Here is a 16133-nt window from a genome sequence, read left to right on the forward strand (position 1 = left end):
ATAAGTTCCTCTTTTCCCTCCATTGCCGCCTCGGGAGTCCTTACCAATGAGCTTTTCCAATGGATTGATCTCATTCCTTCGCCACTATGGCCCTATTCCGGCCGGCGATAACATGTATGACGAGTTGATCCAGACTGAAATCGAGCGCCATGGGATTGAACCAGCAATTCAAATCGAACCAGCAAGATCAAGCAAGGTTGAAGAGAATTTTGAATCTGCTGAGCCTCGAAACATCATTCTCACTGGAACCGCTGGCGATGGAAAAACCTTCCATTGCCGCCAAGCCTGGTCGGCTTTAGGCGGCGACTCAAATCAATGGAATGCGGGCGAAAAAGTTGTTTCACTTACGCTTCCCGCATCAGGAAAAAAGTTAACCATTGTTAAAGACTTAAGCGAACTAACACCGGAAGAAAAAACCAATGTATTGGCCGATTTAGCATCCTCGGTAGCAGGCCGGGACACCGAGACCGTATACCTTGTTGCCGCGAACGATGGTCAGCTTCTCGCAAGTTGGCGTGATTGGTCAGATAGCCAGGGAGACGAAGAGCACAAGATATTCAAAATCGTCGAGGACATGCTTGTTGAGGAACGAACAAAAGATCCTGCTCTAAACCTGCGCCTATACAACCTTAGCCGTCTTGACGCGTCTGAGCATTTTTACGAACTAATAGAACAAGTCGTCGAACACCCACAGTGGTCGAACTGTGAAGGCTGCGAACTTTTGAAAAGTGACGGCTCTACGACTTGCCCCATTCGAATAAACCGAGAACGGCTTCGTAATGATGGTGAAGGAGCGGTCTTTCGTAGCCGACTGGGAGAATTGATGAAGCTTGGGCGTGCTAACCGCATGCATATCCCTATCCGAGACCTACTCCTTCTCAGCGTAAATATAATTTTGGGGGATCGAAAGAACGGTCGAGTTCTTTTGACCTGTCGCGCAGCCCAAAATCGGGCGAAAAATGAAGACTATCGGTTAACAAACCCCTATGCGAATGTGTTTGGGGCGAATCTCCCCGAACGACAACGGCAGCAATATCAGGTTTTCAACATTCTCGAAGCGTTCGGCATTGGCCGCGAAACAGACAATAAATTTGATAACTTGCTCATTTACGGCTCGTACAATGACTCAAAGCTCTACACTGAGTTCGTATCCAATGACTCCTATTATGGCGCGCGCGCGTATGAGCCTTTCTTGCGTGATTACCTCGAAGGAGCCCGAGAAGATATAAACGAATTTATGCGGGCGCTTTCAAGACAACGACAAAGACTCTTCTTTTCCCTCCCTGTAGAAAGCTCCCTTAATCCTTGGCGATTAACGGTATACCAAGCTTCGGGTCAGTTTCTGGAATTTATTGCGAACCTAAAAGGCACCGGCGACACATCGCGGACGAGGGAACTGCTTGTTCGCGGACTTAACAGAACCTTTTGCGGCATGATGATTGACGAGGGAACTCAGCTATATCTCGCATCTTCAGGTGGTGATGGTCGTGGTCGAATCGCGTCTCTTCTAAATTATGATTTGCCAACGACTAAAAATAGAAGAGATCCCTACCTCAATTTTGCATTGGCTAGCGATGAAGCAACGCCATGTTTGCAAATTGTCGATCCTACGGCGGACGGTGATGGAGTCGTTGATAGCCTCAACCTTCAGCTTACCCATTTTGAGTACCTGATTCGTGTAGCAAGTGGCAGTTTGCCTGCCAGCTTCTCCCGCCAATGCAATGAGGATTTCCTCGACTTTAAACTGAGGCTGATCACCAGGCTCGACCACTTGATCGGTGAAGAGCCATCTCACGGTGAAATCAATTTACAAGCACTTACGGTGGATGAGCGTGGCCGAGCGCATCCAGATAACGTGCGAATAAGGGTGGACTCATGAATAGACGTCTTGAGGCTCCTGCAAAGTACAGAAGCGATGTTAATGTTTGGGTTGACGAAGCCATCTGGGGACACCGACTATACAACGACCAAACTCCATGGCTCGTGTTTTTAGAGTTTCTTGCGATTTTTCAATCTAGGCTTTCAGAAGACAAAGCTCTAAATGAAAACCGAGGTGATGGCTCGCACGAAACGTTCAGCTACCACATCCCACGTCTAGTTCCACTACGGCAATTGATCTTCAACAACCCTCACATCCGGTTTGTTGAAGACAATTATGAATCCGATTCCGAAAGGTGGCGAGCGTGGTTGAAAGCTTTTTCCTCGGACGATGACTTCAGCTACCTCGAAGACCGTTTTGGCTCATTTTCACGTCTCTCCCGAGTAGTTGAGCTTTTCCAGACCACGGCAATAGAACCGCACCGCCAGCGACGGTGGACATCTCGCTTTCTTTTTCCTTACGGCCCGAACTGCCTTTATGCGGACTTGCCGGCAAATGTAAATGGAAGCCCGGACAGACGTTTCTTTGCCAGAAGTGGCGAACTCCTTTACCTGATGCTTAACCGCAGTGGCAAAGGTAAAGAACTCGCCACGATGATTTCAGAAAAACTGCTGCGCCAAGATGAAACTTGGAATCGCGTTGTTCGTGCACTGCTCCCCGAGGGATACAAGATCGACTCAAACCTTGTATCAAGTACGATTGGGTATCTACCATTTGCAGAGCGCACTGAGTATGGAGACCTAGCCGAAACATGGACTCGGCTTCTTAATTTGGACCTATCCGGCGAAGCACTGCTTGATCCGCTAATGCGCCTCTCATCTTTGCACATGCTTCTTTATATGCTGAGAAGAGCGAATGAAGAAGTTGGGGACACAAGTGAGCCCAGATTCGTGCTGGAAATAGCCTCACCTCGAAGAACGACTCTTTTCGAGCTTTCAAAGGAAAACTTCGGAGCGAACCGAATGTTATCCACACGCGCAGTTCGTGCATACATCGAAGCGGCCAAAGAAGACGACCGTTGGAATGAGGCATTGAACGCAAGGGCTCCTGCCGACGCCGCACGAGAATATCTCACTGAGAGGTACGAATGGGATCCGGCTGACGGTGTACCTTCCGGTGATCCAGAAACGATCTTTGAAGCGCTTCGAGAGTACGCGGAAAATCGTCACCAACAGCACGTTGGAAAGGTACATATGGAATGGGCAAGACAGATTGGATTGGCGGTATCGCGAAGAGGTGCAGGCACCTGGTACTCGCCGGACGACTCATTGCTCAAAGCACTAGTTATGTGTGTTGTGGACGAGGGCCGCGAAGAATATCACCGGTTTCTTTCCAAGCTTTATGATCGCTTCAGACTGGTGATTGGCGCGAACGAAGCAGAAAGAGCTTTTGGAACTCTTCCAACCGATCAGAATGCCTTTATGCAGAACGCCCAGCGCTTGGAGCAGCGCCTGAGAACTTTAGGGTTGTTGCGTCGCTTATCAGATGATTGCGCATACGTTGAGAACCCTTTTAGGAGCAGCAAATGACACGAAACGAACTCATCGCAGCCGTCGCTCTTGATTTCATCAAAGTTCATTTGGACCAAGAAACCGATGGCTCAATGCGTTTCTGCATGCTCGGGCTAGAGCCATCACTCGTGCGCTCTATCTCACAGGCCGTATTAGCTGATTCTGATACGGCTTCTTCCGTTTCAGTTAAGGTTTCTAGCTTATTTGATCCGGATGATGACCTGCCAACGGATGCAAGAAGCAATCAATCTATAACTCATTGGCGCCATTGCCGACTGCCTGATAACACTCGAGCAGTGCTTTTTGCGGCTTCGCAGGAAGAACTCCAGCGCAACGACAAAAGTGTTGAAAAAGTAACAAAAATTGAAACTGATACACTGAGAAACTGTTATGACGCCTGGATCGATCAAGCCGGGTTAACATCAGTCTATTTGGACTCCGTTAGACGAGAACATTTGTTGACTGCACTGAAAGCAGCAAACCAATCTCACGCAGCACGAACAATTGAAACGTACGCGGATTTTGTTATTGCTGTTGCTGAAGGAATTGTTTCCGCGGGCCTACCTCTCCAAAAAGCAATTGATAACGCCCTTCCTAGCCTGAGACTGCCGAGGTATTCAGGTTACTTTGACCGCATTCCAGAAAAGAAACGAAATCACGCCGGTGAATGGAACAAAATATTTAGGGCGCTTCATAGCAAAGTGCGCCCCCTTCTTGTCCAGGAAACTGAAAAAGGCGAGCCGATTCCTCGTGAGCAACTTCGCACCAATTTCGAAGAACTCTCTGAGCGCCTAGACCCATCAGAACGCCAAGCGATCAAAGCTTTCCTTGATGCCGATTTACGAATCGATAAATGGTCCGATGCGCAGAAAGGCTTGGTCGAACTCGATTGGCGCTCGATTTCTGATCTCTTTGAGGGGATTACAAAAAAATCCTCTCAGCCTCTCGGCGAAGAAACGACCAAGTTTTTTGATGACGAATTCGATGACTTACTTGAGGAAGAAGAGCGCGAGCTGCTTGCAAGCGCTTTCCCTAAAGAACCTTCGGAAGACCTACAGGCCTTTTTCGAAACTCATCGTGAGCACCTAGCCCGAGACAAAAAACTGTCAGGAAAATGGGAACGTTATATTTATCGAAATCCCCAAACCTACCAAGACTTCTTGGTCGGATTACTCGAGACGCTAGATGGTTTGCGTCGACGAGTTAGTGACGATGAACTCAACGAAAAGAAACTGACGATTCGCATTCCCAACAGCCGAGAGAAAAGTTTCTGGAGAGGGAAAAACGCGAAGGTTGCGCGATATTTCGCTTTCCGATATCGGGGTCTGCAAAAAGCCCTAGGTGACAAGGTCGAAATAGATTTCGGGAAACTTATGGAATTTTACTTTCCCCAAGTAGAGGACGATCTTGCTAGAACAACATCCAGCTCCAAAGAAGCCAGATCTATTAAATTTGAGGCGGTTCTAGACCCCACGGGAGCAAATACAAAACTCGTGTTTCACTGGGAAATGCCGGTTGACGCTATCGCGACAGCACTGCCTGATGACTTGCTGAATGTGGCAAATGAGGGAGAAAATTACGCCTTACTTCCAACGGCCGATATAACCAGACAGTCAGTAAGTTCGAAAGGAAGCATTCAGCGTATCGACTTGAATGATGTTAATACGATTAGAGACGTCACCAATACAAATGATGGAAAGCTCGTTGCGCCCAATAGGGATAGTGGCGATCGAAGCGTCGCCTTTTTGTCTGGTCTAAATACACTATCCGGTGTTCTGGAGACACAAGGTACAGAACTCATAAAACAGCGATTCGATATATTCCTCGCTGCCTATACTGAGGCGATTCGCGACTGGGTTAAAAGTGAAGGATCAGGCATTAACTCGGAGGCCTTTGCCTCGCAAGCTAACGCCTACAGTGAATTGCTTGCCTCTCTGCTAGACCATGCGAGCAATGACCTAGCGCGAGAAAAACTTTGGCACGAGGTTTTGCGAGTCGGTGTGGCGAACGTGGGTGCAGGAAGCCCTGCCGCCATCATTACTCCTTGGCACCCATTACGTCTTGCTGAGATCAGTATAAAAACAAACCAGGCCTCAAGGCTGATCAATGATGTTCTCGATGCTGAAGAAGATGACATCTTCCGTGCAGACTTACTGTTTTCCCAGGTAAAATTCGAGCTTGTTGCAAACTATTATCCCGAAGTCTGCGTTGGGTTTGATCACAACCAGCCGATACTGCTCTCCGCAGCCGGTACCTCATTCGACTATACACTCGCAGAGCCCCCACTACGGAAATCCCGGCGCGGCGGAGATGATGCTCTTGATATTGAGCCCGGTGTCGCTGCGAAAGCCTTTAGCAATGTCGGCGAGCAATACCTAAAACTACTACCTCACGAGCGGAGTAATTTTTCTGTCGTCTTGTACAACGCCGAATCTAAAGCATTGCCAAGTGCCCTGGCCTCTGAGCTCTCAAGCAAGGTTGAGCAAGAGAATGAACTTCAGTGCGACCTCTTGCTCACGCATTCAGAGCCACAACGAATCCGACGAATCTACGAGCAACAGAACGTTACCGTTAACGATGAATCTGGCTCAGTCATGGCCAGTGAAGCGGCGAGGAATTTTCTCTCTAGATTACGTGTAGGCTTTCTTGATGCCGCAAAGATTCCAGATGACGAAACTGATCGTGCCGCAGACCTTGTTGCACTTCAGGATGTTGTAGCGCGGAACGCTCAGCTCGTTTGGAAACAAGCTCCGGGTGAAAGAAAACCAGAATTGATGCCCCATGTTCCGGCACGTTGGTCCCGGCGCCGTCCGATCGGCCTGGCGGATACCGCAACCTCAGTATACCTAGCTTGCCCAGTTCAGCCTGAAGCTGGCCAGCATTACCTCAATCTCATTAACGGGTTCCTTGACGGGGATAACGCCCGTGCAGGCAATGTTATCCCTGCTCGTGAGGTGAATTTCCGGGATGGGGATATCGGCAAGATATTCACCCAAACCCATAAAATCGGTGAATGGGTGGTAAATTTCGATGAATTGGTCGACCGCCGCCTCCTCAGCAACAATGGGGTTCGTGTTATTCGTCACGTACGAGACCGACAGGTAGATCGGAACATCGTTGTATCAACCACATCCAAGCCAAAACTCTTGCGGGTACTTCTGAAAGAGCGACTAGACAGGCTAGATCCAGCGATCACCGACGAAAATGAAACTGTAATCGATGAACTGATAGATCAAGCCAACACGCTGTCCGGTCAAGTCGTAATGCGTGCTGCCCGATACGGCCACTACGCGAATGAGCTACTTGGCATCGTGCTATCCATGGAGAAGATTCAGGGGAGCCTAGGAGGCTCAAACCTGCCGATAGGCTGGTATTTCTTGGATGATTTCGCGTCCTGGTTTGGCCAAAGCGAAGAGCAAATTGCCGATATCATGGCCATAGCACCTCGTATCGTTGATGGACAACCTGTCCTAAAAGTGGCGATATCGGAAGCCAAATTTGTCACGTCCGGTGGGTACAGAGCGCAGGCCAAAAAATCAGCAAAACAGCTCGAAGAGACAGTCGCTCGGCTTGGGCGAGCCATTGACCCCAGTCACAAACGTATCGATAGAGACATTTGGTTGAATCGCATCGGTGACTTTATGATCGAAGGCATGGAGCCGTTCGATCCTGCGTTAATGAATGGCTGGGACCTGCACAAATGGTCAGATGAGGTCAGGCAGGACAAGATCCCAATACAACTTGCAGGCTTCTCCCATGTGTTCGTGCACGACACTGATGAGTATGTCGATGCTGGTGATGCCACACCTTTAAAAGGTATGCCGCACTGTGCTCAGCAGGTGTTTGACAAAACCAGCGTTGCTGGAATGTTCCGATTGTTTGCAGAGAAGAATAAAACCTCCCAAGACGGTGTCATGGCCAACGGTAACGAGTGGGATGACGCACTCATTTCTACAGTAACAATTTCCACTCCGCAGACAACGCCCGAGCCGGAGACTCCCATCCATCAGAAAGAGCCAACGCCAGCACCTGACGACACACAAAAATCTGTGATGCAAGACGAACAAGAACCTCTTGCCTCCAATTCGAATAAGAAGGTCGCACCCGCTCAGCCGGATTCGACATCCGAAGCCGCCAAACCGACTATTCCTGATGAATTGTTAAAGATGTGGCCATCGCGACAGCTTGCAGAATGGGTAAACTCAGGAGCAGCTTCTGAGGAAGATGATGAGGACACTAAAGCCTGGCTGGACAACACAGTAAAAGCTTTACAGCGAGCTTTGCGCGGGTATGACATGACTGCCGAACTAATAGGTGCTCGGCTTACACCAAACGCCGCCCTAGTTCGCTTCAGAGGCTCAGACGATCTTACGATTCCCAAGGTCGAAAAGAAGCGACAAGAATTGCTTACCTCGCACGCGGTCGATGTCATTAACGTAATGGCTGCGCCGATGGAAGTTATCATTATGGTAAAGCGACCACATAGGGCAATACTGCGGTTACAGGATCTATGGCGTAGGCGCCAACTTCCCTCTACGGCGCCGGAGTCAAACACCAGTTTGCTGCTCGGAGCTAAGGAGTCTGACGGCGAAATCCTGTATCTGAACGTCGGCAACGAATTTGGAGGGCTTCAACCGCACGGACCTCACACCTTGATTGCCGGTGAGACCGGGAGCGGTAAAGGTGTGCTGGTGCAGTCACTCCTATTAGATATTTGTGCGACTAATTCTCCAGAAAAAGCCCGCATTCGCATGATTGATCCAAAAGCCGGGATAGATTTTCCTTGGCTTCGCAATATGCCTCATCTTGATGGGGATCTCATTACTACCCAAGAGGCAGCTGTTCAGGCGCTGGAAGAGTTAGTGGCCGAAATGGAACGAAGGAATCGGCTATTGGCAGACGCGGGTGTTACCAAACTGGATAATTACAACCGTAAAGTGGCACCGTCCGAGCAGCTACCGCGAATTTGGTTGTTCCACGACGAGTTGGCGGATTGGATGATGATTGATCAGTACCGAGATGCCGTCGATCTGAACGCAAGTCGCCTAGGTGTCAAAGCACGTGCTGCTGGCATAAACCTCATTTTAATCACACAACGACCCGACAAAGTCGCTCTACCAATGCAGCTAAGAGCGAATTTGACTAACCGGCTGGTTTTGAAGGTCGCTGACAAACGGAACTCTATGCTGGTTCTCGATGAACCCGGTGCTGAGAGGCTTTTAGGGCGAGGCCATCTGGCGGCTAAGCTGTCGGGGGAAGGATCAGTTATCCTAGCTCAGGTACCTTTCGCGTCTGAAGAAGAGATCGCTGACGTTGCACAAATAATTGCTGAAGCAAGAAAAAAAGATTAATTGTCGAAAATAATGGTTGGTGACGAGCCGATTGTCAGAAACATACTATAGGGGCACATTACTTGTTCAGAATCTCCGCGAGAACGGTATTAGAGCTTGGCTCTGAACTTATTAGCTCTGACATTATAGCGTTTTACGAGCTTATCAAAAACGGTTTTGATGCACGTACCAAGAGCGGCGTTGATGTCCGATTTGATATTGTGCTCCCTAAACGTGCTTATTTACGCATTCAAAATAAAATTTCCTCTGATGAAAACCTGGATGAATTAAAAGCTCAAATAAAATCCGAGCTTTCCCAAGCGGCTAGTGCAAGAGCTAGGGAAGACTTTGGCAAAACTATTGATCAGGCCACGTCAACTGCCTCTTTGTCTCAACTATTGGAAAGTGCCCAAAAGAAGTTTAACACTATCACCATATCTGATAGCGGTGATGGAATGTCCTTGGATGATTTGGAGCGTAGCTTCCTAGTAATTGGCACATCTTCACGTAAAAAAGAGGTCGAGGCGGCTCTGGATCGCGGTGATAAGGAAAGCCCCTACCTAGGCGAAAAAGGTATTGGCCGCCTATCAGCAATGAGACTAGGAGAACGTCTGAGAGTCGAAACCGCGAAAACATCCGATACACATATCAACTTGCTAGAAATTGATTGGGCCAAATTTACTGATATCGATGCCATGCTCGATCAGATACCTGTAGCACCAGAAGCCGGCGCCCCTAAACCAACAAATGATTGGTCAGGCACCTCAATAATTATTAGTGATCTTCTTGAGAATTGGACTGAAACCCGAGTAAAAGAATTGGCTGAATATGATTTTGCTCGGCTAACAGACCCGTTCGCAGATGCAGGATCAAGACCTCGGATTGCGATCTATTGGAACAATGAGCGCATAACAGTTCCTTTCATGTCGAACTCCATACTCGACGCCGCCCATGCTCGGGTGACCGGTGTTTACGAAATTCTCGATAACTCACCAGTTCTTACATGTAGCTTTGAAGCACTTAGCCTTGGTTTTGAGCACCCGGTTGAGCGGCAAACTTTAAAGCTACCAATAGAGGATCTTCAAGCCGCTATAATCGGTAAGGACGGCCCCATAGATGATTCCGCACTCAGTTCAGTCGGTCCCTTTACTTTCGAGGCCCACTGGTACAATAGACGCCGGCTATCTACTATCGACTCGATTGGCGATCAGCGAGCCGTCAGACAAGTGCAACAAAAATGGTCAGGAATACTTTTATTTCGTGACAGGTTCAGAGTTTTTCCATACGGTGAAGACGATGATGATTGGTTAGAGCTTGACCGGAAAGCCTTGCGAAGATCGGGATATACTCTTAATAAAACCCAATTTATAGGCCGCGTAAATATCTCACGAACTGCTAACCCAATGTTAGTTGACCAGACTAATCGCGAGGGATTACGTGAGACTTCAGAGGAGTATGTACTTCTACAGATCTTACGATATGCCATCCAAGATCGGCTTGGTATGTTCATGCGAGACATTGAGAAACAATACAAAAACCAAAAAGTCGATCTCTCTGATGCACAAGAAAAAGTGATGAAGCTTGAAGATCGTGCCCGCACCGCAATTAAGAAGTTAAAGCGTATTACACCACCTGAAGGCGAAGAAGCAATAGAAGGGCTGCAGCAGACCCTATTCGAATTTTCTGAATTCGCTTCACAGGCACGAAAACGGATTGAGCAAGTTGAACAAGAAAGCCGGCAGATGGTTGAAATGGCCGGAGTGGGATTGATGGTAGAAGTAGTTGCGCACGAACTAGCGCGGGCTTCGGAGAATGCGCTCACGGCGCTCTCCAATCTCAAGGGGAATGATGTTCCTGCTCGATTGCAAAGCTATTTTAGAACGTTACAGGCAGAGATGAAGAGCGTCGGTAAACGAGTCCGAGTATTGGACCCACTGAGCGTTTCCGGCCGACAGAGAACGGAGGTTTTTTCACTTGACGCAGCGATCAGAGAAGCGGTAGAAGCCCATGAAGCCCAGTTCAAACGGCACAAGATCGCAGTGAAGTTGGACCTCCCAGAACAACCATTACGTGTCCGTGCTGTAAAAGGCATGCTTATACAAGTTATTGAAAACCTTATTTCAAACTCCACCTATTGGCTAGATATGCGTACAGAACGCGAGCCATCATTTAAAGCTGAAATTAGCATTGGACTGTCTAGTGGTCCTCCAACAATGACCTTTGAAGACAATGGACGAGGCATTGCGCCCGAAAACCGAGAGCAAATTTTCAAGATGTTTTTTTCTCTTAAAGATAATCGGCGACGGCGCGGACTCGGTCTCTACATCGCACGTGATTCAGCAGAATATCACGGCGGAACATTAGAGCTAGATGAAGAGCGCAACCCTCAAACAGGTCGCTTGCATCGCTTTATTTTGGAGCTACCAAAAGGAGCTGAAGTGTGAGCTTACATGACCTGCTTTCAGAAAATGGAATTAGGCGAGCGCTAATTGTGGATGACGCATGTGACTCTGTCCCAACGGCAAATGACATAGATCCCAGCAATGACGCTTGGCCGATATTCAACGATGATCTTGAAGAAGAGCATCGAAAAAAGATCTCTGATTACTACCCTTCTGCCGCATATCGACGTTTCGATGAACTTATTGCTGATGATGAATACGTTGCAACGATCTGGAAGCTGCGGGACGAGCTCGGTGCTATCTGTGAGACAATCTTTGCGTCGTATATTGGCGACCAAGAATCTGATCAAAAATACATTGAACTTGCAGAGAGCAAACTGAAGAAGTTAGGACTCGAATGCGATAAATCCGGGCGAGACTTTAATGACCTAGCTCAAACTGCCGATCTAATCTTAATCGATTTGTTTTTTGACAAAACACAAGATGACCACTCGCTCAGAGAATCAAAGAGGAAATTGAGGCAAGCTCTTGACTCTAGACGGGAAACTCCACCTCTTGTGATTCTAATGTCACGCAGCCATCGCCTCGAACTAAAGAGGGAAGAATTTCGAGATGATGTTGGCTTGTTGGATTCAGCATTCCGAATCATTAAAAAAAGTGATTTGGAGAATACGGATTATCTTGAGCGACAACTTAAACGCCTAGCGGAGAACGCTTTAGATTCACAAAGGCTCGCTAGCTTTTTCTTTAACCTAGAAAAAGGCATGCATGAGGCGACAAGTAGAACCCTTGGGTTGTTACGCCGATTGCGTCTCTCAGATATTGGCCAAATTCAACAGCTTCTGTTAGACGTCGAAGGAGAACCCACAGGAAGCTACCTAGTTGATATTTTTGACCGAGTACTTCAACACGAGATTGAGCGTGACTCTGGCATAATAAATTCCGCGGTTGAACTAAATCAGTTTTCAGCCGTAAGCCATCCGTCTCCCTACGTAGCGGGTTCACCAGAATTACAGGAATTAGTCGAGCGACTTCTTACTCAGAATACTGAAAGATTAAAGTTACCGGGAGCGTTAGACTCCCCCGTCGCCTTTGGGGATATTCTGAAAATCACTGAGGATGCTGAGATTGACAGCCTGAAAACGGCACTCCTCGTTGACCTAACCACAGAGAATGTTCTTCTGATTCTTACACCTGCATGTGACCTTCAGCGTTGCGGCGTACCCAGAGTCTTGTTGCTCGTTGGAACCGCTAATCCGCTGAGCGTTAAAGACTGGTCATATAACGATGACACTCGAACACCCGCAATTCGCCTAAACAATGAGTTGAAGTGGATAAAATGGAATTTAAAACATATCGACACAGTCTCATATGAGCAACTACAGAGGGTGATTGAAGCTGGAGACTTGGTAGTGGCCGCTAGGTTACGTGAGGCGCACGCCTTAGAATTACAGCAGCAGGTGCTTTCAGGACTGGGTAGAGTCGGAACAATAGCGGCTCTCCCAGCCACATTCCCAGTACGAGTCGAAATCTATTATCCCAATATAGATACTGTCCCAACGAAACTTGATGTACCAGCTCTAGAGGAAGGAGCAGTTTGTTTTGTCGGACGGGATCAGGGCGGAAAATCCATACTCCGACTTATCATGACTGATCACTGTTGTGATAGTGTCATCGATGCATATGCCACAATACGTAAAGAGCATGTACCTGGACCTACGAAGCCAGCTCTACATCACCTCCAGACTTCTGAAGATCTCAGGAGAATGTTAACTGAAGGTATCGATCTTAAAGATGCAAAAAAAGATAAATGGTCTTTCATACAGTCTTATACCCAAAATCGTCAAATACCCCAAATAGGTTTAATTGCTTGGAACTTCGACGGGTATTCCGTTGCTTTAGATAGAAAAGAAGTTCCAAAAGCGGGGATAATTGTTTTGATTAAAGACCAAATCCAGCAGGACACACCAGGATTTGATTCTGCAGTTAGAAGCGGCCTTATTGAATCACATACTGATTTTGAATAGCGAATAAAGGGAAAATACTGTGCTTGATGGCGGCACCAAAAAGTTTCTTACTCCTAACGAGGCCGCCATTTATCTTGGGGTTACAACTGAGCTTATATTTCAGTTTACAAAACAAAACTTCGCTAAGGCTAGCGGTCTTCGCAATCTAAAAACTATCGAACGTGACGGTAAGACCTGGTTCGAGAAGAATGAGTTAATTGCATTCGACGACCTACTATCGGGGCCTTGGACCGCTCCCAACGAACCTCGCCCCGGAATCCCCAAAGCAATATTAGATCATTTAAGAGCCGAGAGCCTAAACCAATGCGCCCGTTGCGGTTCGGGAGCTGGCGTTGATACAGCTCATATACTTTCATGGGCCACAACCAGGTCCCACCACCCGAATAACCTGATTCGCATTTGTTCAAATTGTCATCGTGAGCATGACTCACACCAGAGTTTATCGAGTGCCGAACTTCAAAATATCAAGAATACTCTTGTAGAGCGGACGCGGTATAGGCTTACAGCTAAATTTGCAAAGAACTTTGACACATTTCGGCCCCCACGATGTGCTAATAAATTCTTTGGCAGAAAAAATGATTTGCAAAACCTTATAGATAAAATTCAACTCAATGAATCGGCTGTAATAAGTGGGGTTGGTGGTATTGGCAAATCTGAGTTATTAAAGCAAGCTCTTTGGAAATCTAATATAGAACGTCGCGTCCTGTGGTTTAATGTCGAACAATTTGCAGATATCGAAGATTTGATGGTCGCTTTTCAAACGGCATTATCTGAAGACGGCAGTGCATGTGACAAGGAAGCCATCTTTAGCCGACTCGATGATATTCGAGCATGCGTTGTATTTGATGGAATTGAACAAAACAGCTTTGGTCAGATTGAGACCTTCGAAGACATCATATTTAAAATATCTGAGAGCACTTATAGGACTCAAATAATTATAACAAGCCAAGCGAAGTTATATCGCTTCCGGAGCGATAGTTACTTCGAACTCCACGAACTAGATGATCTTTCTAGTCGATCTTTACTAAAACATTCTTTTCCACACACCGACGAAGTTGATTATGTTGCCACAGATAAGCTATTGGCACTTTGCGACGGACATCCGCTAGTAATTCAATTTGCTGGGGCTCTGGCAAGTTATTATGGAGGCGTCGCTAAGGCCCTGGCCGCCATAGAAGAACATGGTGGCGAAGCGTTCCGGTATCCTGGAAGACACCATTATGACCGGAAGACATCTCTGAACCTTTGCCTTGATACTGCATACTCAACGCTATCCGTCGATTGCAAAAAGCTGCTTTGGACCTTGGCGTTAGCTCCAGCAGGATTTCTCACAGACCACCTAGAATCAAACTTTAGATATTCGAGTTCCCCAGCTGACTCTATGGCAACATTGCGCCGCTGGCATTTTTTATCGAGCACATCCATTAACGAAAGGCTCAGTCGGACTATTTTACTTAGCCCAGTTCGGCAGTTCGTAATGAGTCGAGCAAAATTCGAGGACGCCGAAGAATTTGAAGAAGTTGTTCGTGAAACAGTACGTGAATTTGGAGTGATGGTTGCAGTATGGGAAATAAACTATGATTCTCCCGAAGAGTTGAGTTATATAATGTCTCGCTATGAAATGGAATTGGCGAACCTTGTAGGAACACTGAAACTAGCAAAAGAAAGAGATCGCGACCAAGAAATAGCAAAGATCGCGGTGTCTATAGCTCGATCTTTAATGCGATATTTCTTTGTGTCCAGGCTTCCTGAGCAAGGAGCAAAGGTTATGTTTGATGCCGCAAACATAGCGCTCCGATCTTCGAATATCATTGAGGCATCAAGTCTTTGTGCACAATTTATGGCGTTAGCTGCGCGTAGCCAAGATGATTCGCTAACAGTCACGGGCATTAAGTTAGTCGAAAAGATAGAGAGTTCGATCGAATCCCCAAGATCCTTTCCTGATCTAGCGATGGCGCAAGCCATTGCCGCTCAAAGGTTAGGTGACTTTCGCTCCTCAGAAAAACATGCTCGGCTTGCACTTGAAGGCTATCGTAGTCATCTGTCTTATCGATCCAGCCCCAATGACACCGAAGAATGCGAAGATACACATAATAATATTGCCGATGCCTTACGAATCGCTGGTTTTTCTTTGTTATCCCAGAAAAGGTATCAAGAAGCAAAAACTGCCTACTGCCATGCCCTCGACCATGAAAGAGGAGCCTCAATACCTGTAAATCGTGGCCAGACTCTCCATCAAATCGCAAATTGTGAGGCGTATTTGGGAAATCATGAGTCCGCTTCAAAACTGTATTTTGAGGCTATCAAAATATTCCACTCTGTCCACATGGAAGAGTACTTGAGCAACGCAGTTGGAGAGCTGGGATATACGTTTCTTGAAACTTACATTCCTGAAATTCTCAACCATTTAGATACGAATTTAGTCGATCATGCGCTTTCAGATATTCGCTCCGACATCCTGAACACCTTTGCTCTAAACAAACCGTTAAACCACCAGTTCTGCATTGGGATTATCAGAAAGCTATTCGGAACAATAATTCTAATTAGCTTAACCAGGCAATCTGAACAATTTCGCCCAATATGTACTGACCTTGCGAACTCCACGACAAGAGAGTTAGCAAAGCAAATTGAACATGGCGATAGAAGCCCAGATGAAGCCTTTCCTGTAATGATTCTCGATATGTTATTTCATATAGGGGTCTTAGTTTCTCAGGCAGAAGTTGATGCCCTGGAAACCGGCCAAATAGCACACGAAACACTAGACAGCTTGATGAAAATTGCATGTACGGCGCATGACTGGGCTCATGAAGTCATGAGATTCACTGACTGGCTTTCTCTATATTTCGAGAAACGCTGGAGTTTTAGAACCGCGGACTCAAAACGCATAAAACAGTTTATTTTTAACTACAAGGAGGGCGTTCCAGATCATATCGAATTAATTAGTACGATCTCAAAATTCAGATTGAGCACAATATAACGTCCTC

Annotated in this window: 6 protein-coding genes; all 6 read left to right on the forward strand. The window is 47.0% G+C overall.

The window, feature by feature from the left end; translation table 11 throughout:
* The first annotated feature begins 46 nt into the window (after positions 1-46).
* Positions 47-1879, forward strand: coding sequence for a hypothetical protein (locus GJU83_RS18985; protein ID WP_069185295.1), 1833 nt, complete (start codon positions 47-49; stop codon positions 1877-1879).
* The gene (locus tag GJU83_RS14830) at positions 1876-3408 is read left to right on the forward strand and encodes a hypothetical protein (protein ID WP_069185296.1); all 1533 of its coding nucleotides are present in this window, start codon (positions 1876-1878) and stop codon (positions 3406-3408) included. Before GJU83_RS18985 ends, GJU83_RS14830 begins: the two co-directional genes overlap by 4 nt.
* Entirely contained in the window at positions 3405-8741 is a 5337-nt protein-coding gene (locus GJU83_RS14835) for an FtsK/SpoIIIE domain-containing protein (RefSeq protein ID WP_069185297.1), read from the forward strand. Before GJU83_RS14830 ends, GJU83_RS14835 begins: the two co-directional genes overlap by 4 nt.
* 62 nt (positions 8742-8803) lie before the next feature.
* Entirely contained in the window at positions 8804-11164 is a 2361-nt protein-coding gene (locus tag GJU83_RS14840; protein WP_153634633.1) for a sensor histidine kinase, read from the forward strand.
* Positions 11161-13149: a hypothetical protein gene (locus GJU83_RS14845; RefSeq protein WP_069185067.1), complete on the forward strand. Its 1989-nt coding sequence runs from the start codon at positions 11161-11163 to the stop codon at positions 13147-13149. The genes GJU83_RS14840 and GJU83_RS14845 overlap by 4 nt, the downstream gene beginning before the upstream one ends.
* 19 nt (positions 13150-13168) lie before the next feature.
* Positions 13169-16126 carry an NB-ARC domain-containing protein gene (locus tag GJU83_RS14850; RefSeq protein WP_153634634.1) on the forward strand — a complete coding sequence of 986 codons (2958 nt, stop codon included), beginning with the start codon at positions 13169-13171 and terminating at the stop codon, positions 16124-16126.
* Positions 16127-16133 lie beyond the last annotated feature (7 nt).

The organism is Marinobacter salsuginis (genome assembly GCF_009617755.1).
Lineage (GTDB): Bacteria > Pseudomonadota > Gammaproteobacteria > Pseudomonadales > Oleiphilaceae > Marinobacter > Marinobacter salsuginis.

What these genes read in the sequence shown, in the direction of transcription:
- GJU83_RS14835 (WP_069185297.1), top strand. Translation starts at nt 3,405, where the DNA reads ATGACACGAAACGAACTCATCGCAGCCGTCGCTCTTGATTTCATCAAA.
- GJU83_RS18985 (WP_069185295.1), top strand. Translation starts at nt 47, where the DNA reads ATGAGCTTTTCCAATGGATTGATCTCATTCCTTCGCCACTATGGCCCT.
- GJU83_RS14830 (WP_069185296.1), top strand. Translation starts at nt 1,876, where the DNA reads ATGAATAGACGTCTTGAGGCTCCTGCAAAGTACAGAAGCGATGTTAAT.